A 24,670-nucleotide genomic window follows, 5' to 3' on the forward strand; every position below is an offset into this window, starting at 1 on the left:
CCTGAGTGATTACGAAAATGTATTCACAAAACAAAGTGCTGACATGCCTCACCATTGTTCATGAGATCGCCTTCTATTTTCCCACTTTGGTATGCACAAAATGACCGTCCTTTTACTGATTTATCAGCTGGAAAGAAATGCTGGCGTATTGTTCCGCCAGCTTATCTGGCACATTTGTAAAATCAGCAAGCTAGAGAGGCAAAGCCGCACCCACACGCACGGCATCCGCAAGCACTCGCGATTCAAAAAAACCTCCATATCACGGTTCGGCATGAATAAAAAAACCCTAGCCACATAGAGTGACTAGGGTTGTGTGAATTTTTTGTAGCTAGGTAGCTAGCGTTCTATTCCTCAACAATCACGCGGAAGCCAACATTGAATACCTGCTGGAAGCTTGGGTAAGCTAAGCGGTAGCTAGATGTTGAACGGTGCGGGCGATCGCGCCATGAACCACCACGTACTACCATGTCACTACCAACTTGCTCAGTGGCGTGGCCATCTTGCAGTGGGTATGGCTGGTAGATGGAGCGAGTCCATTCTGCAACGTTACCGTGCATGTCGTAGAGACCCCATGGGTTGGCTTTGTACTTACCACCTTCGTTGTGGAGAAAGTAACCATCATCTACTGACTTGTCAGCTGGGATGTAGGCCTCGTACTTAGTTGGATCTTCCAATGTGATAACACCGAAGTATTTGAATTCGCCCTTAGTTGATGTGTCCGTAGCGTACTGCTCGGTAGCTTTATCAGCTAAGTTAGCAAACTTGCTGAAATCACTGCCATACTCGCCAAACGAGAATGGTGTGGAAGTACCAGCGCGGCTTGCCCACTCCCACTGCACTTCGCTAGGCAGAGTGACCTTTTTGCCAGTCTTTTCAGACAACCACTTACAGAAAGCCATAGCTTCGTCCCAGCTTACACGAACGGCGGCGCGAGGGTCGTCGTTGACGTCAAAGCCAGTTTCACCAAATTGGTAACCTACACGGTGCTCGTGGCGGCTGTGGTGATCAGGATTGAACTTACGTAGCTGTTCGTTGCTGATTTCCATTTCTGCCATCCAGAACCCTTTGTCTACCTTCTGCTTGTGCATTGGCAGTTCGTCGAGTGCACCATCAGCTGAGCCCATTACAAACTCACCAGCTGGGATGTAAACTAACTTGATGCTCATGCCGTCGCCGAGGTCCAGAGTGATTGGCTCTTTGCTGTCGTCAGAGATCTTCGCAGCAAACTCCATTTTACCTTTAGCACGCTGTGCGATTTCAGCTGAGTTATCTGGCTTGATTGGCTCGATTTTTTCAACCTTCACATCTTGATCAGCAGAGACAAAGTGATCTCTCTTCAGGCCATGGTGCTCGATCATTTCTTTTGATCTCACCATCGCACGCTTCACAGCGGCTTCAGCTCTGAGACCTTCGACAATGCGCAGGCGGACACCGTGGTATGGTGTGTTCATGTCCATCCACTCGTAGAGGCGAGACCATTCATCTTGGTCGAGCTCAACACCGTGGTGACCTTTTTTCAGCATCTGTACGAGCTCAGTCGTATTTGCGCTGAATTCTTTCGGCGTCAATACGTGCATATCACTCTCGATACCTGGGCCACGTGACATCTTGAACATCTCAAAGTAACCTTTGGAGAAGGCACCACCACCATTTTGTGGCTTAAGCTGGCCACCAAAACGTGTGGACCAATCTTCAATCATATCAGAGCCAAGGTATGGGATTGGCTTACCTTTGTAATCAGCACGCAATGTTTCATAGCGGCCGTCAGCTGGTTTGCCGTCGTGACAAGCCATACAGTGTTGATCAACGATTGGCTGAATTTCAGTATCGTAGTCGAAGTTGTGACCGCGACCATTCCATGGCTTGATCTCATTTGGCTCTTTCAGTGAAGCCAGTGTGCGCTGTGGCACTGGGGTATCAGCGGCACTTTCGTGACAACCAATACAAGAAACACGCTCACCTGGCTGACCGACCATCCATGTACGCATCAACTGCAGCGCTTGGCCGTCTTCATCCAATGGCTGAAGGAAAACTGGTGTCATCGCTGGGATGTTGAAGTGTGCGGAGCCGTCTTCGTAAACAGGAACGGTACCTAGGACACGTTTGATGTCCCAAGGGCCATCTGCACCCAATGTACCAACGTTACCACCACTACCAGCACTGTAGTTTAACTTCTTAGGATCTGAGCTACTTGGAGCGAATTCGTAAGTAACCACACGGAGTGATTTTACTTCACCTTTTGGCAAGCCAGCAAGGCCTGGACCTTGGTAAACATCTTGGATGAATACGCTAGCATCTTCGGCTCCCTCGACAATGCGCGATGGGCGCATCTTAGGACGCTCACGAGATTTCAAGGCTACTGGCTCAAAGCTAGCTAGACCTTCAGTTTCGTGAAGTAGAATTTGGTTGTCGAAAGTATCAACCAAGTAGATGCCCCAAAGTGAGTCTGCATTTGGCTTCATCGCAGTGAGGAAATATTTTCCTGCACCAAGATCAGTACCACTCTGCGCCACTGGATGTGGATGCACGTTTTGTGGCCACATTCCGTCGCCCTGACGGTCTTTTACTTCTGGCTCAACTTTGATGCCACGACCTGGGATTTCCTGGATCACGCCGTCAGCTTCATGTTCGCCGAGTGTGCGGTCAACTAGCAGCATGCGGCCAGTTCTTGAGAACCCGTGGTGACCTGTAGCAATACCAACAACTTTGCTGGAGCTACCTGGCACTGGCGTCGCATAGAAGAATGACGCTGGGAAATAAGAGTTGGAGAACATGAATGAACGCTGGTTGGAACCATCTGGATTCATGCTCATAAGAACGCGGTTGTTGGAGTGCACCATATCGCTGTACTCCCAGCGCAGATAAATCACGCGACCGTCATTCAGCACGGTTGGGCACCAGCTGCTGTCTTGGTCAAATGACAACTGGCGAGTTTTGCCAGTCTTTGGTGAATATCTGAAAAGGCTAGCCATACGTGGGCCACCATTAATACATGGCATTCCCAAGAATGTGGCGGTAGATGTGAAAATGATATCGCCATCTGGAAGGTAACAAGCGTCAAAGTGGTCAACATCAGCACCTTCCTCGTTAGTGGTCACTTGCCTTGTTTTTCCTGTAGCAAGGTCCAGCTCATAGAGTCTGAATGAGCTCTCTTCGTTAACAGAAGTGTAGAGCACTCTCTTGCCGTCGAAATCAAGATCGATGTCGGAAACCAATATGTCTTTGTTTGGCTTGTAGACCGTCTCCAGCTCAGGCTTGGACTTGAAGTTTTTCAACTTCATGATCTCATTACCTTTGCTGTCTCTGTATGCACTGTGCATAGAGAAGGCATTGTTTCTGGTAAAACCAAGACGCTGCCCCATGGCTGATCTTGCCGCGCCACCGAGGTTACGGCGAACAAACAAGATGTCATCGAAGTCCAAGGCTGGGTTCGCAAATAAAGCTTCACGCTTCAGCTCCTGCAGCTGCTTGTTTTTCTCTTGAAGGTCAGAAATCGCTTCTACTTTCGCCAGCTTGGCGAGGAATCCTTTAGCTTCGTACTCATTCGGGAAAGTTTGAGCGAGGTCGTCGATAGCAAGTTTCAGCGAGGTGATCTGCTGGCCTACAGAAAAGGCATTGCGGCGCTCTTCAAATGGTACTTTAGAATCTACAGCTTTAGGTGGATCAGCAGGCTTGCTTGATAAAATGCGGAAATGCACAGCGCCATCTTTACCCGTCTCTGGGTTCAGGCCGCTCAAGCCACTCAGGCTTACTGCCTCAGCTGGAGCGATCCATCGCATCACGGTTCTAGCTGGTGTCAGCATGGCACCTTTTGGCGCAAAGCTCAGCTTATCCTGCCACTTGCTCTCTTGGCCTTCAGGGGTGATAAGCACCTTCAAGTCACTTGAGTTAAGCGTGGTGGATTTCCCCGCTGCATCCTGCCAGCTGAGTTCAGTCCATACCGCTTGGTCGTTTTTCGAAGTCTTACCTACAGAGTAGACCTCAAGGAATACTGCTTTGGATGGTGTTACTTTAGCCTGCCAGCTAAATAACCCATCTTCTGCCAAAATCACTGGCGATTCATACAGCGCGCTGCTCTGTGGACTGGCCGACACAGAGGCTACCGCACCGAGCATCGCCCCGCACATACTAACTAAGGAATATTTCATCATTGTTTGAGTTAAGCATGCGATAGAATCAAAAAACCTTCAGCCCGGAATCAGGGGCAACTTGGGAAGCTGAGGCCAATAACACACTGATAGGAATCCATTCCGTCGCATTGTTAACCTTGAATACCCTATGATGATCGATTGTTTTTCATCAAAAATGCAATAAAGCGCATATCTCACTATATACATGGCCTATTTTATGGCCTCATCACCTCGCCACCAATCTATTTCATATACGAAACTCCTTGAGACTCTAGGCTTCCAAGGAATCACCTACTTTTTCCTCCTATAAAAAGAAAACATGCCAGTAAAAACAAAAAAACTCTAGCTGCAAGAGAGCAGCTAGAGTTTGCCAATATTCATCGTGGCAGATGAACACAATGCTCTAATCTTCCACAATCACGCGGAAACCAACATTATACACTTTCTGGAAAGATGGATAATTGACACGGAAACTAGAAGTAGCTCGGTGCGGGCGATCGCGCCATGATCCCCCTCTAACCACCATATTTTCACCGGCTTGCTCGGTCACGTGACCATCTTGCAGCGGATACGGCTGATAGATGGAGCGAGTCCACTCAGCCACATTACCGTGCATATCGTAGAGCCCCCATGGGTTTGCCTTATACTCACCACTCTTGGTGTGCAGGAAATGACCATCATCTACTGATTTATCAGCTGGAATGTAGGCCTCGTATTCGTTCGGGTTGGCTAGGGTATAGATACCGAAGTAGCTGTGCTCACCCTTACTAGAGGTGTCGGTAGCGTACTGCTCAGTCGCTTTATCAGCTAAGTTAGCAAATTTACCAAAATCGCTACCAGCCTTGCCAAACCAGAACGGTGTGGCGGTGCCAGCGCGGCTTGCCCACTCCCACTGCACTTCGCTAGGCAGGGTGACTTTTTTGCCAGTTTTCTCTGACAGCCACTTACAGAAATCCATAGCTTCATTCCAGCTGACACGAACAGCGGCGCGAGCGTCGTCATCCACGTCAAAGCCAGTTTCACCAAACTGATAACCTACACGGTGCTCGTGACGGCTGTTGTGGTCAGGGTTGAACTTACGTAGCTGTTCGTTGCTGATTTCCATTTCAGCCATCCAGAATCCTTTTGCAATACGCTGTTTGTGCATTGGCAACTCGTCGAGATCACCATCAGCTGAGCCCATAACAAACTCACCAGCTGGGATGTAGACTAGCTTGATGGACATGCCACCACCTAGGTCAAGTGAGATTGGCTGCTTGCGTTCCGCTGCAATTTTAGCAGAAAACTCGATCTCGCCATCGCGGCGGACTTTTTCCACCATTGAGACATCAGGCATCTTCACCTTCACCTCGGCAATAGTTGAGGTCTGGCCAGTAGATACAAAATGCGCCTCAGGCAGGCCGTATTTCTCTTTCATCTCTTGCGAGCGACGGATCGCCCGTTCCACTGGAGCTTTGTTGGTGTAACCTTCAACCACACGAATACGGTCACCATGATATGGCGTATTCATATCAATCCACTCGTAAATGCGCAGCCATTCCTCAGAATCTAGCTCCACCCCGTAGTGGCCTTTTTTCAGCATCTGTACCAGCTCAGTGGTATCCGCGCTAAATTCCTTAGGTGTGAGCACATTCATATCACTCTCGATTCCCGGACCACGAGTCATCTTAAAGAGCTCAAAGTAACCTTTAGAAAACTTACCACCACCGCGGCCAGCGTGCAGGCTGCCGCCGTAGCGCAGTCTAAATCCTTCCAACAAATCTGTGCCTAAGTATGGGATAGGCTTATCCTGATAATCAGCGCGGCGGCTGGTATAGCGACCGTCAGCTGGCTGACCATCGTGGCAGCCCATGCAGTGCTGGTTTACAATCGGCTGAATCTCGGTATCGTAATCGAAATTCACACCTCTGCCTGACCATGGCTCCATCTGGTGAGGAGCATTCAAACTGGCCTGCGTGCGCTGTGGCATCGGCGCATCCGCTGCGCTTTCGTGACAGCCGATACAAGAAACACGCTCGCCTGGCTGGCCAACCAACCATGAACGCATCAGCTGGATTGCTTGTCCCTCTTTATCCAGTGGCTGGACAAAAACTGGCACGGTAGCTGGAATTTCAAAATGAGCCGAGCCATCTTCATAAACAGGCACGGTTCCAAGAACACGTTTGATGTCCCATGGACCATCGATGCCAAGTGTGCCAATCAGGCCACCGCTACCATTACTGCTGTTCGGTTTATTTGGCTCAGAGCTGCTTGGTGAAAACTCGTAGGTCACCACACGTAATGCCTTCACTTCTTCGCGAGGAACGTCTTTCAGGCCAGGGCCTGCGTAGATATCCTGAATGAATACGGTAGCGTTTTCAGCACCTTCAACAATGCTGTCTGGGCGCTGAGCTGGACGCTTGCGTGGTTTCAGTGCAATCGGCTCAAAGCTAGATTTGCCTTCATCCTCGTATAGCAGGACTTGGTTATCAAAGGCATCAACAAGGTAAATCCCCCATAGTTCATTGGCATTCGGCTTCATCGCAGTGAGGAAATATTTTCCAGCACCGAGATTAGTCTTACTCTGCGCCAATGGATAAGGATGCACTGAATGCGGCCAAATGCCATCTACTTGGCGGTCTTTCACATCTGGCTCTACTTTGATTCCGCGGCCAGGGATTTCTTGAACCACACCGTCAGCCTCGTGCTCACCCAATGAGCGATCCACTACCAACAAGCGGCCAGATCGGGCGATGCCATGGTGACCAGAAGCAATGCCAACCGCTTGGCTATTGCTACCTGGAATTGGCGAAGCATAGAAGAATGCGGCAGGGAAATACGAGTTGCTGAACATAAGAGAGCGCTGGTTGGTGCCATCTGGGTTCATGCTCATGAGAACGCGGTTATTGGAGTGCACCATGTCGCTGTACTCCCAGCGAGTATACATCACGCGCCCGTCATTCATCACAGTTGGGCACCAGCTACTGTCTTGGTCAAATGACAGCTGGCGAGTTTTGCCAGTCTTTGGTGAGTATTTAAAGATGCTCGACATCCGCGGTCTCCCGTCGATGCACGGCATGCCCAAAAACGTCGCCGTTGAGGTGAAAATAATATCGCCATCAGGAAGGTAACACGCGTCCATATGGTCGACGTCATCACCGTCATCATCAGGGGTTACTTGCACCACCTTACCAGAGGCCAAATCCAACTCAAAAAGACGCAGCGCATTGGCATCATTCACTGAGGTAAATAACACCTTCTCGCCGTCAAATTCCAAATCAATATCTGAGATGATCCTATCGCTCGACGGCTTATACAAGGTCTCCAGCTCAGGATTTGTGCGGAAATTTTTCAGTTTGACGATGTCATTTCCTCTGTGCTTCCTCTCGCAGTTTTGCATGGAAAACGAGTTATTGGCTACAAAACCAACCGCACGGCCCATGCTATTACGCGCTCTATGTCCGAGGTGACGGCGAACAAACAAGATGTCATCAAAGTCGAGTGCTGGGTTGGCCAGCAATGCCTCGCGCTTTAGCTTTTGCAGCGCATCATTTTTCTTTTTAAAATCGACGATTTTTTCCACCTTAGCTAGCTCAGCCAAATACTTCTTAGCGTCATATTCCTTAGGGAATGTTTGCTGTAAATCTTCGATCGCTAGGCGCAGCGATTCCATTTGATGGGAGACGCCAAATACATTGCGCCTTTCCTCAAATGGCACCTTCGTGACAAAGCCCTTAGCTGGTGGCGCTGGTTTGCTTGATAAAACCCGAAAACGCACCGCGCCATCTTTGCCTAGCTCTGGATGCAGACCACTGGCTCCGCTCAAAGTCACCGCGCCAACTGGAGCCTTACATTTCAACACCGTGCGAGCTGGCGTAAGCATGCCACTGCCAGCTGTAAATTCCAGCTTGCTCAGCCATTTGCCCCCCTTGTCCTGGCCATCCAAAACCTGCAAGTCGCTCTGATTAATCGATTTAATTTTCCCAGCCGAGTTTGCCCAGCTAAGCTGACCCCACACTGCCTGGTCGCGCACAGATTCATTGCCAACAGCATTGACCTCTAGAAAAATCTCTTGGTTGCCCGTCACCGGAACCCGCCAAGCGATCAATCCATCACTCGCCACCACTGCTGGAGTTTCATACAGCACCGCGTCCTGTGGGCTCGCCGTAGCTGTCGCCACGGCTCCCAACAGCCCACCACATATTTTTACTAATTTCAATTTCATCTACTAATTCCCATTCTATATTTTAAATTTCTACAAATACCCCAAATTCTCCGACACCTGGCTACAGACCACCTTCATCATCTCGCCCACTTCATCTAGCTGATCCAACTTCAGCCGGTTAGCGGGCCCAGTAACCGTAATCGCTGCACGCGCTTCTCTAGAAGAATCCATAATAGGCACAGCCACGCAATTCACCCCCTCAAGAGCTTCCGCGCGATCCAGCGCATAACCTTGCTCGCGCACTTGCTCGAGTTCACGTTTCATGGCCTCGGCGGATAAAATCGTCTGCTCAGTCAGCTTTGGGTAGTCAATGCGCTGCAACAATTCATCCACCTCGTGCTCTTTACGGAAAGCCAAGATCGCCTTAGTGCTGGCACTCGAATGTATCATCTGCCGAGTGCCAGGCTCACAGACAAATCGAAAGGCATGTAATCCCTGAACTTGTTCCAAAATCAGCCCTTCCCCCTCACTTACAATGCTCAAGACAACCGTCTCGCCAACATGATCTCTGATCTGGCGCATCGCCCCCATAGAAGCTTCAAATAAATTCTTCTGTGACGCTTGCGAACGAGCCAGATGCATCAACTTGTCAGACATTTCGTAAGATTTTGAGCCTACCGCGCGCTGCACATACCCATAATGGTCCAATGCCTTCATAATACGCATCACCGAGTTCAGCGGATAATCCAACTCACGCGCCAGAGCGCTCATACTCACAGGCTCGTCACAGTGCCTCAAATACTCCAGTATTTGCAGGCCTCGCGTTAAATTTGGCACTTGAAAGTTTTTCTCTGCGATCTCACTCATTACACTATACCTGTAAGTACTCACCATATATGGTAATTTTTTCAAATTACGCGAGCACTTTTTCAAATTACCATAAAACACACAAAATTTATCATACAGCCCATGTCAACATGCTTGAGAAAAGGCTGAAAAGGTATTCGATAAATACACGTAAATAGTTATGCTTGCCGCTTCAAATCAGACAAAACGATGCTACTAGTCTGTATTGTTATCCAGTTATTGCAGTTCCACACACACAACCGTAGATGAGACTTTCCACCAAAACCATACTCAGCGCCGCGCTTACAGTCACCATGGCTGCTTTAGCCGTACCTGCCGCTAGTGCCGCCCAATCAGCTGAAAGCCAATACCGCTCGCCTTCAGCGATTACCGCCAGCCAAGATGACGCATACATCTATGTAGCCGAACTCACTGGCCGCCAGATCACCCGCATCAGCACCAAGACCAACGAAGCCGACAAACATTTCCCAATTAGTGGGCGACCAAGTGGACTCGCTCTCAGCGCTGACGGCAAACTGCTCTACATCACCACCAAAGAGGCCGACGGCAAACTCATCATTCTCAATACTGAAAGCGGCAAGGTCGTCGAAGAGATCTCAGTTGGCCACGTGCCCATTTCTCCTACCTTGAGCCCAGACGAATCGATCATCTATTTCTGTAATCGATTCCAAGATCACGTCACCGCCTACGACCTGAAAAATAAAAAGGTCATCGGCCACGTGAAAACCGTGCGCGAGCCAATCGACTTGGCAATCACCGCTGATGGCAAATGGCTGCTCGCAGCTAACCACCTGCCAACCGGCTCAGCCAATGTCGACTACATGACCTCCGACATCAGCTTCATCAATACCCAAACACTCAAGCTGGAGAAAAATGTCTCACTGCCAAATGGCGCCATCAACCTGCGCGCCGTCGATATCGGACCAGAAGGCAAATACGCATACGTGCCATCCACACTTGGCCGCTTCCAAGTACCGACCACTCAGGTAGAACTCGGCTGGATCAATACCCACGCGCTCAATATCATCGACGTGGAAAAACAAGCACTCATGCACACCGTGCTGCTTGATGACATTGATCAAGGTGCTGCCAACCCGTGGCAGGCCATCGTCACTGAGGACAACCAGCACATCATCGTCACTCACTCAGGCAACCACGAAGTCAGCCTGATTGACCGTGAAAAACTCTTCGCAAAACTCGCCCAGTCACCAGACAACGACGGAACTCGTGAGTTCGAAATGCGCGCTGACAACCCGCTCAACAACCTCAGCTACATCTCTGAAGTCAGACGCCGTGTCGAGCTGCCAGGCAACAGCCCACGCCACCTCGTAGAAGCAGCTGGCTCCATCTACATCAGCGAATACATCTCTGATACCGTAGCCTATTTCCCGCTGGAAAACCCAACGCATACCAAAGCCTCAAGCATCACCCTTGGTGAAACTGCTGAGATGGACGACGAGCGACTCGGCGAAATGTACTTCTTTGACGCCTCACTCTGCTACCAACAATGGCAGAGCTGCTCAACTTGCCACCCAGATGCGCGCGCTGACGCCGTTAACTGGGACTTGCTCAACGACGGCATCGGCAATCCAAAAAATACTCGCAGCATGCTCTTCTCCTACCACACACCGCCAGTGATGATCACCGGCATCAGGGCTGACACCGCTACTTGTATCCGCGCTGGCATTCAACACATCCAGTTCACTGCGCCTAATGAAGAAAAGGCCAATGCCATCGAAGCCTACATGAAGGCATTGCGCCCAGTTCCTAGCCCAGCGCTAGTAGATGGTGAGCTCAGCGAAGCCGCTCTGCGCGGTAAAGAAATCTTCGAAGGAAAAGCTGACTGCTACAGCTGCCACCGCGGTGAATACTTCACTCGCTTGAAAAAACACGACGTTGGCACCGGCGACGGCAACGAAACTGGCACTGAGTTTGTCATCCCGACACTACGTGAAGTTTGGCGTACCGCGCCATACCTCTATGACGGTCGCGCTGCCACCCTCAAAGAGATCTTCACCAAGTACAATCCTGACGATCTGCACGGTGAAACCAACGACCTCAGCGAGCAAGAGCTAGACGACCTCATCGAATACGTCCGCTCGCTGTAATTCCAGCTGGCACATCATCCAGCTGACAATTTTTTACCATTCCAGCTAGTTAGCTAGCTGGATGGTCATATCAACTAGCTGGATGGGATTTCCAATACACGGTTCATACGTACATCGTGCTTTTCCACAGGCACGGTGTCGTAGACCTGGCAGGCAAATCCCACACCAATAAGCTCACAATGCACCGCACGGCCCATCAGGTAGCGGTCGTAATAACCACCACCTTTACCGAGTCGCGAACCATCGCGACCAAACGCAAAACCGGGACATAAAATCACGTCCAGCTGGCCAGCTGCCACACGCTCGTGGCGCTCAGCATTTGGCTCCATGATGCCAAAACTTCCGCGCTCCAGCTCATCTACATCATGCACTAGATAATAGCTCATCTGGTCCTCATCGCGGCACAGCGGGTAATACCAATCCACATCTGGCAAGGCATCGTGTAAGGCGCGCAAATCTGGCTCGCGCAACAAAGCGGAGAATGTTCCCACCTTCAGCTGTGGCCACATCACCGCACTCGCGCCGACACGCGCTTCGCGCTCTTTTTCCTCGATCAACTGCACCAGCATTTCGCAGAGGCGCGCGCTTTCTAGCTGCTTCTCCTCAGCGGTCATTTCAGCCAGAACCTGCCTCATCGTCTCACGAGCTTGAGCCTTCATCTCACTGATCTTTCCTGTATTAGTTAGAAATGGAAACCTATCGCGGTCTGTGTGCATGACTCGTTCTACATCCGAGATTTAAAAATGCAAACTCTCGAATTTACATATTACCACTTGCTTCAGCCGCGATGACGTTAAAAATACAGCCGATGATTCGATTGACTTCACCTCTTACTTGGCTGGCCATCGCCTGCCTGCTGCTGATGCCACTTTTTGCTGAGCCAGCAGCTCCAGCTGGGCTGATTGGCAAATACACCGAACCGCAAATCGATAAAACATTACTGCTCAACACACTATCCATGCAGGACAAAGAGCGCGACGACTACGCCACCAACCTCGCCGCCTTTGCCGCCCAGCAAGTCATCGACCATCAGGGGGACCCCAAATCACTAGATCTAGCCCGCCGCGTACTTGGCCTCTCACTGCATTTGTCATTTCGCAATCGCGCCGCGCTGATCTGCAACCGCCAGCTGGAACAAGGGCTCATGCCAGATCCCATCCGCACCACTTTCTCACCACCAGTACTTTCCAACATTCTGCTCGAGCGCGGCCTCATGCTCAGAGAGCTCAAAGGCGCAATGGATCCACTTGTCGGTCGCTATTTTGTTGCCCTCGCTGCCGAGATCAACCCGCGCAACCAAGATGCCTTGTTTGAAAATGAAATTCTCACATTGGACGAAGGCGAAACAAACTGGGCAAAAGTCGCCAGCAAAAAGATCCCCAGCCAACCAGCTGATCAATAATCTATCGCCAGCTAGCTGGTAAATTCCATCTCAGCTGGCCGTCAATCTTCAGTGGTTTTGAGCTCAATCTACGGCCAGATCAACACCACTCAGCGAGCCACTATACGTGCTTCCACTCAGCAGCTGCGGCGTCACCAAAGTGCATCTCCAGCCAGTCAATCTTCTCGCCGGTAAATTCAAAGCGACCATTAAACATCTGGCCAGCTAGCATCTGCGGCAGCCAGTGAGCGTCATCTTCCCACATGCGCTCGTACGGCACTTCATCAATCGCCGTCCACATAGGCACCGCTTCCTCAGTGGCCGTTTCCACGCCATCGTAGTCAGTAGCCATAAAAACATGGCAGTGGATGTCGGGGATATCTGACATGGCAAACCACAGCTCCCCCATCTTCAGCGGGTTCTTTGGCGTAATATGTAGCTCTTCCTGGCATTCGCGCACCACACATTCCAGCGGTGTTTCACCCGGGTCAATTTTGCCCCCCGGTCCATTCACTTTACCTTTGCCAATACCACGCAATTTCTCAATCAAAAGCACCTTACCATCGCGGACGACAAACATAAGTGTTGCCGGCATTTCCGCCTGCCAAGTTTGCCAATTTACTGAGCTCGCCTTTGTCATGGCCCATTCACTAACCTACCAGCTGGCTGATGACAAATGCCAATCGTGACAAGCAGCACCATGGCCACCACCCGCAAACACAAAAAACCTCCCAAGTGACCATCACTTGAGAGGTTCAGAAATGATCCAGCTAGCTGGATGAAACGCGTATTTCTACCACCACATGACGGTGCAGGCGAGCACCGCGATGCCGTAGGCTAAACCGCCAGCTACCAGCATTTTAAAGCGACCTACAGAAGCTGTAGCCCAGCTGATAGCGTCGCGCATGAGGTAGGGCATGCCCACCCAGAAAAGACCTTTAGTGATCATCGCGTAGGCAAAAATGGCAATCATCAGGCGTGACTGAAATGGCTCTAAAAATGCAGCGTAGAGCAATGGCGCAGCTGCCATCAAGCAAACTACCCCCAGCGAGCGCACGGCGAGGAATTCCTTCACCTCAGTGATCACCAAAAAGGCGGCAATTGGCACCACCAAGCGCATGATCGGCTTGGCATTGTTAAATTCACCCAAATCCATCGCCAGCTTAGATAACAAGCCGAGACCTTCAGGAGCCACTAATAACCAGAACCAAGAAAATCCCACCACCGTGAAAACGATGCCCAAGATGCGGTTGCGGGGCAGTTTTTGCAATGATGCCATCGCCTGCTCAGGCTTGAGCAACATCCACAGATGGGAAATGATCAAATAAGCGGCAACGCAGTAACCTGCGGCTGAAAGTGGAATTTCCTCGTAAGGATGCATGGTGAAAAATCAGGTGAATGGTGTGATTGTCTAGCTAGTGACAACTTCGCCGTAGAGGGTGTAGCCTGTGCTTTCATTCACGTCCACCTCGAAAACCTCTCCGGTAAGCTTTGCCGCGTCACCATCAAAGATCACGATCTTATTTTGGCTAGTACGACCAGTCAGCGTATTCGGGTTGGTTTTGCTTGGTCCCGTGCACAGCACTTGCTGGCGAGTACCCACGTAGGCTTCGTTTTTGCGCTGGGCAATCTCGTTAACCACCTTGAGTAAGACCTGATTACGCTCTTCTTTCACGCGCTCAGAGATCTGCTCGTCCATTTCTGCAGCTGGTGTATTGCGGCGCTTTGAGTAGCGGAAAATAAAGGCATTATCAAATTCCAGACGCTTCATGGTTGCCACGGTGTCTTGGAAGTCTTCCTCAGTCTCACCTGGGAAACCAACAATCACATCAGTAGAAATCGCCATGTCCGGACGCGCTGCTTTCATTTTCTCAATGATCTCAACAAACTTCTCGTTCTTGTACGGGCGACGCATCGCCTTCAAGATGCGGTCACTACCACTCTGCATTGGGAAGTGGATGTGGCTGCACAATTTTGGCAAATAAGTGAACGCGTTGATCAAATCATCACGGTAACCAATCGGGTGCGGAGAGGTGAAACGAATGCGCTCGAGGCCTTCAATTTCATGCACCGCCTCCAGCAGCTGGACAAATGGTGATTTTCCATCCACCTTAGGAAACTCGGTACGACCGTACAAATTGACAATCTGGCCGAGCAATGTGACTTCTTTGAGCCCTTGAGCCACCAAGCCCTTCACTTCTTCAACGATTTCAGGAATCGGACGTCCGCGCTCTTGCCCACGAGTATCCGGCACAATGCAGAATGAACAACGCATATTGCACCCCTGCATGATAGAAACAAATGCTGAAGACTGCTGGTTTTTTGGCAGGTGATCGCGAATCGTATTCTGGCTGTCAGCTTCCTCGTCAGTATCACAGACGTTTTCGCCCACCAGAGAAAGCTCAACCTCATCCATGCGCCGCTCCATGCGCTTCTGCAAAATGCTATCTACGTAATCAAAAACTTTATGGTACTTCTGTGTACCCACCACCACATCCAAGTGGGGAATATTCTTGAACAGCTCTGGTCCGCGGCTCTGCGCCATACATCCCATAAAACCATACACGACATGTGGGTTGCGCTTACGGTGCTTGCCCATAATGCCCATTTTCCCCAAGGCCTTCTGCTCAGCTTGATCGCGAACACTGCAGGTATTCACCAAAATCGCATCCGCGTCTGCTTCCTTATTGGTCACTGTGTAGCCACCTTCCGTGAACATCTGGGCAACTTGCTCAGAATCACGCTCATTCATTTGGCATCCGTAAGTTTTGATAAATACTTTAGGCATAACGATCTTTCTCTGTAGGAGATGCGGAGGTATAGCGCGGACAAATCAAATTGCAATCCCCCATACTCGCTGCCTGCTGGATTTTATCAATTATCACCTGTGTGCAAAAAAATCCCCGTCAACCACGGCATTATTTAAAATTTATCAGACAACTCAGGATTCCGTTAGTTGGCAAAATCATTTCAGTCATAAATATCCGCTCAAAACATTGATTTCTGTATGAAACACATTGATTATTAACGGCCCCTTGTAATATCTATATCTCAGGATCAAATCCTGATTGAAACGGCTGTTTAATTCAAACATGAGATTTATTGAAACGCTTTGTCACAATTTCCAGCCGATCTGCGTAACACATTATGAAAGCCAACAACTGCTTTATACCTCTAGATCCGACACATTACCCGTCAGGAAGTTATGACGTAAGTCAAAAACAATGCTTCATGACAAATGATTGATTACATAAACGACAGTTTATAACTTTCGCAGCAAAAATTGCGGAGGCTAAACGCTTCATAGTTAACCTGAAGCGAGAAAACGAACCTGTAATTAGTCAGTTGCACCGCCGCAACAGCAGGGCTAAAGGTAATAAACACTCATATTAAACATTATTATGCCTAGCAAAATTGAAACCAAAGAAAAGATACTGAAAGCTGCATGGAAGCTATTCGCTGAACGTGGTTTCGAAGACGTTTCTGTACGTGACGTTACCAAAAAAGCCAATGTTAACCTTGCTGCTGTAAGTTACTACTTCGGTGGTCGTGACGGTCTCATCCAAGAGACTCTTGAGCGCTGCATGAACCCGCTCAACGACGCTCGCCTCAAAATGCTTGAGGAAGCCGTTCGCTCACACGCCAAAGTTGAACAAATCCCAACTGAAACAGTACTCGAGGCATTCCTTCGTCCTATGGTTAAGCCAGAAGACTACGGCCTCAGTGTTGACCTCATGCTTCGTCTCGTTGCTCGTTACCTCATCGAACAGGACTACAAAGTTCCTAGCACTTCTCAGAAAAAGTACACTGAAGTATTCCAGTGCTTCAGCCAGGTTCTCTGCGCAAAGTACCCAAGCTTCAGCCCAACTGAAATGACTGACCGCCTGATCTTCTCAGCTGGCTCAGCTATCTACTCACACGGCCTCGGCAGAAATGCTCGCCGCATGATGGGTGAAGACAACGCAGCTGATACCGACAACCTGCTCAACCAAATCGTAGCCATCACCATCGCTGGCCTCGAAGCTGGAAACGACCTGGGCAGCACCACACTCAGCTCTCAAAAAGAAGCTGTAACTGCTTAATTCATCTCAACCCCCAAAAATACCCCCCAGCATATACAGAGCGATCCGCCAGCGGATCGCTCTTTTTTTGTGCCCCCACACCTCAGAGCCATCTGAGAAAGTCATCTAGAGCCATCTGAGATAAGTCATCTAGGCCCATTCATGCTGAACCATCAAAAAAACATCCAGTCAGCCGAAGCGTAAATCCTACGAGCTACAAAAAACTGAACCCGCCGGACAAACACCTTGGCCAGCACGCTCAGGAAAAACCCACTTTTCTCACACCATTTCTGGCTGGAAACCTTGTAACTAAAACAGCTAGCTCATCAGCCACTAAAAAATGCCGTGCATTATTTACCATCAAACCAGCCCCAAGAACTCCGACTTCCCCCAGCTAGCTCCAGCCAGTGAAAAAGCGCAGCTCCTATGGCAGTTCCACACTAATAAACCGCCCAGATCAGCCCGTAAAATCAGCCAGGAAAAACCCACTTTTCTTACACCATTTCTGGCTGGAAAGCGCTTAACTACAACAGCTAGCTCATCAGCCATTAAAAAATGCCGTGCATTATTTAGCAGCTGAAAACCGACTCAAATCACCCACGACCTCCGCCAAACAATTCACTCCACAGCCCCCCCCTCCAAGCTCCCAAGCCACGGCTAGCTCTCCAGCCACAGGCAAAAAAATAGCGCGGCTCATATCGAGCCGCGCTATTTAGAAAATTATTCAGGCTACTGGATCAAGCCAGCTTTGTATCGTAGTCGAGAGCAAATCGCTCAGTCGTGAATGGTTTCACCACAGCATCAACGTATTCCAAATGCACCGGATGAATGCGGTAGGCCTCCAGCGCTTCCACTGAGTCCAGATCTACAGTGAGGAAAAATGGCCACTCGGCGTCGCCAAGGATGTTTTTGCCAGCACGAACATGCTGAACTCCTGGGATTTGCGGTAACATCTTACATGTCAGCGCAATGATTTCCTCCAGCTTTGCCTCGTCAACTTCAGCTGCGAGTTTGAAAAATACAGCGTGATGGATCATGATTAAACTTTCCAGCTGAGTGCTCCCTTTTTCAGCGCGTATACATAAGCAACGGCCAAGATGCTGACAAAACTAATAGCGCTCCACAGAGCCGCTGCGTTTTCAGCAATAACGAAGTCCTTGAACTGTACTGCCCATGAGTAAAGGAATACGACCTCGATATCAAAAATAACGAACAACATCGCCACCAGATAGAACTTCACGCTGAATCGCGGAGCTCCTGCGCCGATTGGCTTCATGCCGCACTCGTAGGCGGTGTCTTTGATACCACCTTTGGTACCGCGCTTGCCAAGTAGTACACTTAAACCAAGTGTAGTAGCGGCGAATCCAATGCAGACCATTGCCTGCATGATAACTGGAAGATAATTTTGGAGCATGTCTTTGGTCTCGTTGACAATGAGGGGAATGATTATGATAAATCAAAATCCCGCACCAGCAATGTGCTGATGCGGGATTTCTAGAATATTTTGTAATGTACTTACCAGCACGAATTTTAAAAAATTCGCAGTTTGCTGGTAGATTTATTCCTCTGCATCAAACTCACTGTGAGCTTCAGCTAGTCGGTCTAAACCTTTATACTCTTTACCTTCTTTTTCGATCATCCCACGAGTCACCAAATTCTGGAGCTTCTCGTAGGCACGTAAACGTAGCATCTCTTCGCCACCACTTACAGCTTTACGCTCTTTCAGGCGGCCGTATACTACCTCGAAGAGGTCATTAAATCCAAAGAATCGATCTTCCTCACCAAGCACGTTAACAATCTCATCTGTAACGTGATCTGGAACACGGCGGGAGAAACGAGTTTTTTTCGTAATTGCCATAACGCCAGTAGATTACCATCTTTATTATAAAAAAGCGACACGAAAAACACAAAAATTAATAAATTATCATAACAGTTATGATAATCCAGCAATTTTCTTAAGCAATTTTGTAATGCAATAGTTGACACGAGCTTACTTGTGAGAATGATTTGTCCCGCCAAATATAATTATTATGAGCACTGCAAAACACGTCGCTATAGTTGGCGCCACTGGCGCTGTAGGCCAAGAAATGCTGGCCTGTCTCGAAGAAAGAAACTTTCCTCTCACTGAATTAACCTTACTCGCCTCCGCGCGTTCAGCTGGGAAGAAATACAAATTCCGCGGCGAAGAAATCACAGTCAAAGAGCTCACTCACGATAGCTTTGCTGACATTGATGTCGCTCTATTCAGCGCGGGTGGGGGTATTTCTCTCGAATATGGTCCTAGCGCAGCTGCCGCTGGAGCCATTGTCATCGATAACTCATCCGCGTTCCGCATGGATGACGAAGTTCCTTTGATTGTTCCAGAAATCAACGGTGAAGAAGCAAAGAGCGCCCCAAAAGGCATCATTGCCAACCCGAACTGCTCAACCATCATCACTCTGATGGCGCTGTACCCGCTGCACAAAGCATACGGACTCAAAGGTGTCATCGCCTCTACCTACCAAGCAGTATCTGGTAGCGGTGCTCAGGGCATCATCGAGCTGGAGCAACAAATCGACGCACTCGCCAAAGACGAGCCAATCGAGAAAAATGTTTACCAGCACCAGATTGCCTACAACGTCATCCCACACGTGGACGCATTTACTGACAATGCCTACACCAAAGAAGAACTCAAGATGCTCAACGAAGGACGCAAGATCCTCGGCATCGATGACCTCAAAGTGACCTGCACCTGTGTACGCGTACCAGTCTTCCGCTCACACTCCATCTCTGTAACTGCTATCTTTGAAAAAGACATGAGCGTTGCAGAAGCTCAAGCATGCTTCGCTGATACTCCAGGCATCAAACTCTGTGACAACCCAGACGAACTGCTTTACCCAACACCTCTCGACACCACTCTCAAAGATGACTGCCTCGTTGGCCGCATCCGTAAAGACCTCGTTGTCGATAACGCCCTCGCCCTCTGGGTGGTTGGCGATCAGGTGAAAAAAGGTGCTGCGCTCAATGCCGTACAAATCGCAGAAATCATTTAATCCCAAATAGACCAACTCCAGCAATATGAGTGACCTCAAAGCATGGCTCAAACAGCGCCAAGAAGAAGTCGATAGCGCCCTCAATGCCTATCTGCCTCGCAAAAACGCTAGCCCAAAAACCATCCACGAAGCCATGCGTTACAGCCTCTTTGCTGGAGGCAAACGTCTACGCCCAATCATCTGTCTCGCCGCCGCAGAAGCCTGCGGTGGCGAGTACGATGACGCCATCGCGCCAGCCTGCGCCGTCGAACTCATGCACACCTATTCCTTGGTGCATGATGACCTGCCATGCATGGACGACGACGATCTACGCCGCGGCCGCCCTACCAGCCACGTCGTCTATGGCGAAGGCATCGCCGTACTTACTGGTGACGCCCTGCTCACCGAAGCTTTCCTCATTCTCGCTGACACCCCTAGCAACAAACGCTACAGCACCAAAGATTACCTCGAAGAATTTGCCTTCGCTGGCGGCAGCCGCAAACTCATCGGTGGACAAATCCTCGACCTCGAAGGCGAAAATAAACCACTCAAAAAAGCCCAGCTGGTAAAAATCCACGAAGCCAAAACAGCCGCGCTGCTCACCAGCTCGCTGCGCCTTGGCGGTATGGCTGGCAATGCCACACCCAAAAAGCTGCAGGCTCTCACCGACTTCGGCATGAACACCGGGCTCGCATTCCAAGTCATCGACGACATCCTAGACGTCACCCAGAGCACCGAAAAACTCGGCAAAACCGCCGGTAAAGATGAGAATGTCAACAAGGCCACCTACCCGTCTATCGTCGGCCTAGACGCCTCACGCAAGGAAGCTCAGCGCCTCACCCGCAAAGCCATGAAAGCGCTCGACGCCTTCCCAGGCAAAAAAGCAGACCGCCTCAGAGAAATCGCTGAGTACCTGCTTAATAGGGATTATTAATCCCGACCACTTGCCCTCAGCCCATTCCATGCTAGAAATGACTACCCTGTCATTTCTCACCCACAGCCATGCCCAAATCAAACAAAGATCTCACCCTAATCGATCGACTCTGCTCCGGATTCAGCTACCTGCTGCCCGACTGCAAATCCGCACTCGAGCTCGCTGAAACCGGCATCGAACGCGACCTCAAGCTGCCAGAAAAACTGCGCCTGCGGTATAACCGTGGCCTGTGCCTGCACTGCAATTGCCAACAGCACAAATTCGATCTCACCATCCAGCAAATGAACGCCGCCCAACAAGCGCGCCAACAAAAATAATTTCTCCAGCTAGCTGGAAAATCTCATCAAAAAGGCTCATGCTGAAATCCAGCATGAGCCTTTCTTGCTTTATGAAACCACGTCCTCTAATTAGAGAACACCGCCAAAAAATATCCAGCTGCTAGAGCGCTACCAATCACCCCAGCTACGTTAGGGCCCATTGCATGCATTAGCAGGTAGTTAGAAGGATCAGCCTTCTGCCCCTCATCTTGAGAAACGCGAGCCGCCATTGGCACAGCAGACACACCAGCTGAGCCTATCAGAGGATTGATCTTATTCTTGCTCACACTATTCATCAGCTTAGCCATGATGACGCCAGCTGCCGTAGCCACTACAAAAGCTAACATGCCTAAGCCGAGAATGCTCAGAGTATAAGTATTGAGGAAATTATGCGCTCCCTCTGAGTTGTATCCGCCCATTTTTAAGCCCACACATAGGCCTAAGAAAATAGTCACAATATTGATGATCTCATTCTGTGCCGCCTTTACCAAACGCTCAGTCACCTTGCTCTCACGCAGCAGGTTACCAATAAACAACATGGATAGGAGTGGTGCAGCATCGGGAATCACTAACAAACAGAAAATCATTACCATCAGCGCAAACACAATTTTCTCTAGCTGGCTGACGTGCCGCAATGTTTTCATTTTTATCTTACGCTCTTTTTCAGTTGTTAGCAGGCGCATCACTGGCGGCTGTACCAGTGGCACCAAGGCCATATAACTATACGCAGCAATGGCAATCGCCCCAAGCTGCTCAGGAGCCAGCTCAGAAGCCACATAGATAGATGTTGGGCCGTCAGCACCGCCAATGATGCCGATAGCTGCAGCTTGTGATAAATTGAAGCCCATCAGCGGAGCACACAAAAAGGTAAAGAAGATGCCAAACTGAGCCGCCGCTCCTAGCAGCAAGGTGCGTGGGTTCGCTATCAACGGACCAAAATCAGTCAGCGCCCCCACTCCCAGAAAGATCAATGGTGGGAAAATTTGTAGTTTAATGCCCTGATTGAAATAATAAAACAATCCACCGGCATCTAGCTGCTCACCCGTAGCTGAATAAACAGGCTCTTGCAAAATGAACTCAGTGATAGGCAAGTTAGCTATCAAGGCACCCAAGGCGATAGGCACCAATAACAATGGCTCGTACTTTTTAACAATCGCCAGATAGAGTAGGCCAAAGGTTACCAGCCACATCACTACCATCTGCCATTCCAGCTGGGCAAAGCCAGTCTCTTTATAGATTCCAATTAAGGTGTCCATGATCTTTCTAACTTAGATAATAAAGAACCTGCCCTTCATCGACAGAGTCACCGATTTTTACAGCCACGCTAGAAATCGTGCCCGCTTGCTCAGCATTGATTGCCGTGAACATCTTCATCGCCTCCAGCGTCATTACTTTGCTACCGTCAGCTACCGCGTCGCCCACACTCACATCTATCTCTTTCACAACTCCCGAAAGTGGACTTCGAACCTCCTGGCCACCAGCTGGAACCGCTGGCGCCGACGACTGAGCTGGTGAGGCCTGCACCTCATCCAACATCTCGACGAGAACTTCATAGCTTTTCCCCTCTACACTAACTCGCAATCTTTTCGTTTCCATATCCTTGCTACTTTTTACTTTCCTGAATTGATATCACTCTATGGTGCTCGCCTAACACAGCCGTCACCGCTGCCGCTACTACCGCTACTTCTTCATTCGTCAATTTCCCTCTATCAGCAGAAATACTAGCTGGTGGAGGCGACTCAACTGGGATTGCTAGGTTTTCATATTTACCTTTCAGCAACTTACCCGTCAGCTCGCACAGCCCCCACAGAGCCATCAAAGTTATCAAAACTAACACGAAACCCAACAAATGAGGCAGTGCATCACCCACGCCAGTTTTTACCCCCTCGACGTTTGCCAAACTACTTACATTCAGAATCATATTCATATCACCACCTCACCAACCTAACTATCATATCGTTAATAAATTTTGACTAACTATCAAGCTATCTAAGAACCCAGTGAGGTCAATCAACTTCGATATCATTTTGGCTGATAACAAAATCCCACGAGTATTTCAGAGCATTTGCACAGCCGTTTGAATGAAAGTCAATTTACCTCAAATTAACCATCCATTCACATCTAGCTGACTAGATCATGCCTTTACCAACACGGGGTTAGAGAGTAAGTAAGCACTTGCCATGGACATAACTTGGATCGCTATTGAAACCACCCTTGCTGTCTTCTCAATTGTCGGCATCGGCTTTTTCCTGCGTCGCAGAAATATCATCACCACAGAGATTGCCCAAGGGCTCATGAACATCGCCATCAACGTGCTGTTCCCCTGCCTTATCCTCGACAAAATGCTCGGCAGCAAAGTACTCACCCAGCCATTAGTTGTCATCTCAGCGGCAGGTATGGGATTCTGCACGATCATGATAGGCTACGGGCTTTGTTATCTGGTTGGCCCGCTAGTTGGCCTGCAACGTGGCTCTGGCCGCCGCACCTTTGCCGTTTCCTCGGGGTTACAGAATTTTGGATTTGTCGCCATCCCTCTATTAGCTGCCTTTTTCCCCAGTGAAGAAAGCATGGCAGTGCTTTTCACTCATAATGTTGGCGTCGATGTCGCCCTCTGGACCGTCGGTCTGATGCTGCTCTCTGGCACCAAGAAACCATCTTGGCAGCTGCTCATGAAAGGGCCTATCATCGCCGTCTTTTTTGGCCTTTTGCTAGCAAACATAGATGCTGGCAGCTGGATGCCCAATGTGATCTCTACTATACTGGGCGACCTCGGAGCTTGCACCGTACCCGTTTGCCTTCTCATCACTGGCAGCACTTTTTCTGATCTGGTGGGCAAAGAAAAATTCCGCATGAAAGTAGCTGCCGGCTCTATCATTATGCGCCTGGCCGTTCTGCCTCTCATCATGCTCAGCCTAGCTAGATTCCTCCCTATCAGCACAGAACTTAAACAGGTCATGGTCATTCAGGCGTCGCTGCCTGCAGCGGTCACAACCATCATTCTCTCCCGCTATTACGGCGGCCAACCCGGTGTCGCGATCCAGGTTGTCATCGCCACCACACTAGCAGCACTGATCACCATGCCACTGATCATCACCCTAGGTATTCAGTGGCTAGGTTTGTAAGCTGGGCATTCATGCAGAAACAAAGGCGCTCGCCATGGATCCAGCTGACCACCAACTCTACGCTCACCGGCGGTAGCTAGCGGCTAGCTAAAGACATAACGCCATATTCTGCTACAAAAGATCGAAAAGATGCACGGCATTTTTTAGATGCAAGCCACTGATTCTGTGCGATATTGGTGATTATGAAATCTCCAGAACCATTGCAGAATCAACAAAAACCAGCTGAGTCGAAGCCGCTGACGCCGCTGCAGCTGGCGGATTGTAAAACGGGTTTTTCTGGTGGCGCCGCGGGCATGATTTGTGCGCCGCCGTCTGGCGGACATGTGCGCATTGTTGGTGATGCTCAGCACTCCTACTGCTACCACGTGATGAGTCGCACGGCGGGCGGAGATTACCTGTTTGGCGACCAAGAAAAAGAAGCGTTTTTGCGCATCATGTGGCGCATGGCGCGCTTTTCAGGCATAAAGATCCTGACTTATTGTTTGATGGATAACCATTTCCACCTGCTCATTCGCGTGCCTAGCAGGGTGAAATTCAATGCCAAATTTGAAGCCTACGAGTCACACGGTCGGCCAGATGAAAGACCATCGCAAAC

General features: G+C 49.7%; 21 protein-coding genes. 8 read left to right on the plus strand and 13 right to left on the minus strand.

Annotated elements, in window-relative coordinates; all coding sequences use genetic code 11:
• Window positions 1-344 precede the first annotated feature (344 nt).
• From JIN82_RS12835 to JIN82_RS12845, 3 genes are all read right to left on the minus strand, one after another.
• Window positions 345-4,151 carry an SUMF1/EgtB/PvdO family nonheme iron enzyme gene (locus JIN82_RS12835; protein WP_200312051.1) on the minus strand — a complete coding sequence of 1,269 codons (3,807 nt, stop codon included), beginning with the start codon at window positions 4,149-4,151 and terminating at the stop codon, window positions 345-347.
• A 382-nt stretch (window positions 4,152-4,533) separates the two neighbouring features.
• Complete coding sequence (locus tag JIN82_RS12840) at window positions 4,534-8,334, minus strand: SUMF1/EgtB/PvdO family nonheme iron enzyme (protein ID WP_200312052.1); 3,801 nt, start codon at window positions 8,332-8,334, stop codon at window positions 4,534-4,536.
• A 30-nt stretch (window positions 8,335-8,364) separates the two neighbouring features.
• The gene (locus JIN82_RS12845) at window positions 8,365-9,168 is read right to left on the minus strand and encodes an IclR family transcriptional regulator (RefSeq protein WP_325099512.1); all 804 of its coding nucleotides are present in this window, start codon (window positions 9,166-9,168) and stop codon (window positions 8,365-8,367) included.
• Window positions 9,169-9,386: 218 nt separating this feature from the next.
• On the opposite strand from JIN82_RS12845, the gene JIN82_RS12850 reads away from it, so the two are divergent.
• Window positions 9,387-11,249, plus strand: coding sequence for a cytochrome D1 domain-containing protein (locus tag JIN82_RS12850; protein WP_200312054.1), 1,863 nt, complete (start codon window positions 9,387-9,389; stop codon window positions 11,247-11,249).
• Window positions 11,250-11,323: 74 nt separating this feature from the next.
• Here the strand turns inward: JIN82_RS12850 and JIN82_RS12855 are convergent, their stop codons facing one another.
• Window positions 11,324-11,965 carry a 5-formyltetrahydrofolate cyclo-ligase gene (locus tag JIN82_RS12855; RefSeq protein ID WP_200312055.1) on the minus strand — a complete coding sequence of 214 codons (642 nt, stop codon included), beginning with the start codon at window positions 11,963-11,965 and terminating at the stop codon, window positions 11,324-11,326.
• Between the two features lie 71 nt (window positions 11,966-12,036).
• Here JIN82_RS12855 and JIN82_RS12860 point away from each other — a divergent pair, with 71 nt between their 5' ends.
• Entirely contained in the window at window positions 12,037-12,651 is a 615-nt protein-coding gene (locus tag JIN82_RS12860) for a hypothetical protein (protein WP_200312056.1), read from the plus strand.
• Window positions 12,652-12,751: 100 nt separating this feature from the next.
• Here the strand turns inward: JIN82_RS12860 and JIN82_RS12865 are convergent, their stop codons facing one another.
• The 3 genes from JIN82_RS12865 to miaB form a co-directional block, all read right to left on the minus strand.
• A complete protein-coding gene (locus JIN82_RS12865; protein WP_200312057.1) occupies window positions 12,752-13,270 on the minus strand; it encodes an 8-oxo-dGTP diphosphatase in 519 nt (172 codons plus the stop codon).
• 153 nt (window positions 13,271-13,423) lie between these two features.
• A complete protein-coding gene (locus JIN82_RS12870; RefSeq protein ID WP_200312058.1) occupies window positions 13,424-14,011 on the minus strand; it encodes a hypothetical protein in 588 nt (195 codons plus the stop codon).
• A gap of 30 nt (window positions 14,012-14,041) precedes the next feature.
• A complete protein-coding gene (gene miaB, locus JIN82_RS12875; protein WP_200312059.1) occupies window positions 14,042-15,418 on the minus strand; it encodes a tRNA (N6-isopentenyl adenosine(37)-C2)-methylthiotransferase MiaB in 1,377 nt (458 codons plus the stop codon).
• 613 nt (window positions 15,419-16,031) lie between these two features.
• Between miaB and JIN82_RS12880 the strand changes: the two genes are divergently transcribed.
• Window positions 16,032-16,712 (plus strand): TetR/AcrR family transcriptional regulator, encoded by a 681-nt coding sequence (locus tag JIN82_RS12880; protein WP_200312060.1) that lies wholly within the window; start codon window positions 16,032-16,034, stop codon window positions 16,710-16,712.
• Window positions 16,713-17,428: 716 nt separating this feature from the next.
• Here JIN82_RS12880 and JIN82_RS12885 read toward each other — a convergent pair.
• From JIN82_RS12885 to JIN82_RS12895, 3 genes are all read right to left on the minus strand, one after another.
• Window positions 17,429-17,728 (minus strand): Dabb family protein, encoded by a 300-nt coding sequence (locus JIN82_RS12885; RefSeq protein ID WP_200312061.1) that lies wholly within the window; start codon window positions 17,726-17,728, stop codon window positions 17,429-17,431.
• Between the two features lie 2 nt (window positions 17,729-17,730).
• Window positions 17,731-18,105, minus strand: a complete 375-nt coding sequence (locus JIN82_RS12890; RefSeq protein WP_200312062.1) for an NADH-quinone oxidoreductase subunit A — start codon at window positions 18,103-18,105, stop codon at window positions 17,731-17,733.
• 144 nt (window positions 18,106-18,249) lie between these two features.
• Complete coding sequence (locus JIN82_RS12895) at window positions 18,250-18,549, minus strand: hypothetical protein (protein ID WP_200312063.1); 300 nt, start codon at window positions 18,547-18,549, stop codon at window positions 18,250-18,252.
• 172 nt (window positions 18,550-18,721) lie between these two features.
• Here JIN82_RS12895 and JIN82_RS12900 point away from each other — a divergent pair, with 172 nt between their 5' ends.
• The 3 genes from JIN82_RS12900 to JIN82_RS12910 all read left to right on the plus strand — a co-directional run bounded on the left by JIN82_RS12900 (window position 18,722) and on the right by JIN82_RS12910 (window position 20,953).
• Window positions 18,722-19,723, plus strand: coding sequence for an aspartate-semialdehyde dehydrogenase (locus JIN82_RS12900; protein WP_200312064.1), 1,002 nt, complete (start codon window positions 18,722-18,724; stop codon window positions 19,721-19,723).
• Window positions 19,724-19,748: 25 nt separating this feature from the next.
• A complete protein-coding gene (locus JIN82_RS12905; protein WP_200312065.1) occupies window positions 19,749-20,636 on the plus strand; it encodes a polyprenyl synthetase family protein in 888 nt (295 codons plus the stop codon).
• A gap of 68 nt (window positions 20,637-20,704) precedes the next feature.
• Window positions 20,705-20,953, plus strand: a complete 249-nt coding sequence (locus JIN82_RS12910) for a hypothetical protein (protein WP_200312066.1) — start codon at window positions 20,705-20,707, stop codon at window positions 20,951-20,953.
• An 86-nt stretch (window positions 20,954-21,039) separates the two neighbouring features.
• Here JIN82_RS12910 and JIN82_RS12915 read toward each other — a convergent pair whose 3' ends face one another.
• Genes JIN82_RS12915 through JIN82_RS12925 form a run of 3 tightly spaced genes read right to left on the minus strand, consistent with a single transcriptional unit; the run spans window position 21,040 to window position 22,880 of the window.
• Window positions 21,040-22,209 carry a sodium ion-translocating decarboxylase subunit beta gene (locus JIN82_RS12915; RefSeq protein WP_200312067.1) on the minus strand — a complete coding sequence of 390 codons (1,170 nt, stop codon included), beginning with the start codon at window positions 22,207-22,209 and terminating at the stop codon, window positions 21,040-21,042.
• A gap of 7 nt (window positions 22,210-22,216) precedes the next feature.
• The gene (locus JIN82_RS12920; protein WP_200312068.1) at window positions 22,217-22,549 is read right to left on the minus strand and encodes a biotin/lipoyl-containing protein; all 333 of its coding nucleotides are present in this window, start codon (window positions 22,547-22,549) and stop codon (window positions 22,217-22,219) included.
• 7 nt (window positions 22,550-22,556) lie between these two features.
• Window positions 22,557-22,880, minus strand: coding sequence for a hypothetical protein (locus JIN82_RS12925; protein ID WP_200312069.1), 324 nt, complete (start codon window positions 22,878-22,880; stop codon window positions 22,557-22,559).
• Between the two features lie 253 nt (window positions 22,881-23,133).
• On the opposite strand from JIN82_RS12925, the gene JIN82_RS12930 reads away from it, so the two are divergent.
• Together JIN82_RS12930 and JIN82_RS12935 are read left to right on the plus strand one after the other, a co-directional pair.
• Window positions 23,134-24,075, plus strand: a complete 942-nt coding sequence (locus JIN82_RS12930) for an AEC family transporter (RefSeq protein ID WP_200312070.1) — start codon at window positions 23,134-23,136, stop codon at window positions 24,073-24,075.
• Window positions 24,076-24,257: 182 nt separating this feature from the next.
• A partial coding sequence (locus tag JIN82_RS12935) for a transposase (RefSeq protein ID WP_200312071.1) occupies window positions 24,258-24,670 on the plus strand: 413 nt, incomplete at its 3' end.

The organism is Persicirhabdus sediminis (assembly GCF_016595495.1).
Classification (GTDB): Bacteria; Verrucomicrobiota; Verrucomicrobiia; order Verrucomicrobiales; family Akkermansiaceae; genus Persicirhabdus; species Persicirhabdus sediminis.

Coding starts and splice junctions, on each gene's coding strand:
- JIN82_RS12890 (WP_200312062.1), bottom strand. CDS start 18,105: ATGCTCCAAAATTATCTTCCAGTTATCATGCAGGCAATGGTCTGCATT.
- JIN82_RS12905 (WP_200312065.1), top strand. CDS start 19,749: ATGAGTGACCTCAAAGCATGGCTCAAACAGCGCCAAGAAGAAGTCGAT.
- JIN82_RS12835 (WP_200312051.1), bottom strand. CDS start 4,151: ATGATGAAATATTCCTTAGTTAGTATGTGCGGGGCGATGCTCGGTGCG.
- JIN82_RS12910 (WP_200312066.1), top strand. CDS start 20,705: ATGCCCAAATCAAACAAAGATCTCACCCTAATCGATCGACTCTGCTCC.
- JIN82_RS12840 (WP_200312052.1), bottom strand. CDS start 8,334: ATGAAATTGAAATTAGTAAAAATATGTGGTGGGCTGTTGGGAGCCGTG.
- miaB (WP_200312059.1), bottom strand. CDS start 15,418: ATGCCTAAAGTATTTATCAAAACTTACGGATGCCAAATGAATGAGCGT.
- JIN82_RS12850 (WP_200312054.1), top strand. CDS start 9,387: ATGAGACTTTCCACCAAAACCATACTCAGCGCCGCGCTTACAGTCACC.
- JIN82_RS12920 (WP_200312068.1), bottom strand. CDS start 22,549: ATGGAAACGAAAAGATTGCGAGTTAGTGTAGAGGGGAAAAGCTATGAA.
- JIN82_RS12855 (WP_200312055.1), bottom strand. CDS start 11,965: ATGCACACAGACCGCGATAGGTTTCCATTTCTAACTAATACAGGAAAG.
- JIN82_RS12865 (WP_200312057.1), bottom strand. CDS start 13,270: ATGACAAAGGCGAGCTCAGTAAATTGGCAAACTTGGCAGGCGGAAATG.
- JIN82_RS12885 (WP_200312061.1), bottom strand. CDS start 17,728: ATGATCCATCACGCTGTATTTTTCAAACTCGCAGCTGAAGTTGACGAG.
- JIN82_RS12870 (WP_200312058.1), bottom strand. CDS start 14,011: ATGCATCCTTACGAGGAAATTCCACTTTCAGCCGCAGGTTACTGCGTT.
- JIN82_RS12880 (WP_200312060.1), top strand. CDS start 16,032: ATGCCTAGCAAAATTGAAACCAAAGAAAAGATACTGAAAGCTGCATGG.
- JIN82_RS12925 (WP_200312069.1), bottom strand. CDS start 22,880: ATGAATATGATTCTGAATGTAAGTAGTTTGGCAAACGTCGAGGGGGTA.
- JIN82_RS12915 (WP_200312067.1), bottom strand. CDS start 22,209: ATGGACACCTTAATTGGAATCTATAAAGAGACTGGCTTTGCCCAGCTG.
- JIN82_RS12860 (WP_200312056.1), top strand. CDS start 12,037: ATGACGTTAAAAATACAGCCGATGATTCGATTGACTTCACCTCTTACT.
- JIN82_RS12930 (WP_200312070.1), top strand. CDS start 23,134: ATGGACATAACTTGGATCGCTATTGAAACCACCCTTGCTGTCTTCTCA.
- JIN82_RS12900 (WP_200312064.1), top strand. CDS start 18,722: ATGAGCACTGCAAAACACGTCGCTATAGTTGGCGCCACTGGCGCTGTA.
- JIN82_RS12845 (WP_325099512.1), bottom strand. CDS start 9,168: ATGGTGAGTACTTACAGGTATAGTGTAATGAGTGAGATCGCAGAGAAA.
- JIN82_RS12895 (WP_200312063.1), bottom strand. CDS start 18,549: ATGGCAATTACGAAAAAAACTCGTTTCTCCCGCCGTGTTCCAGATCAC.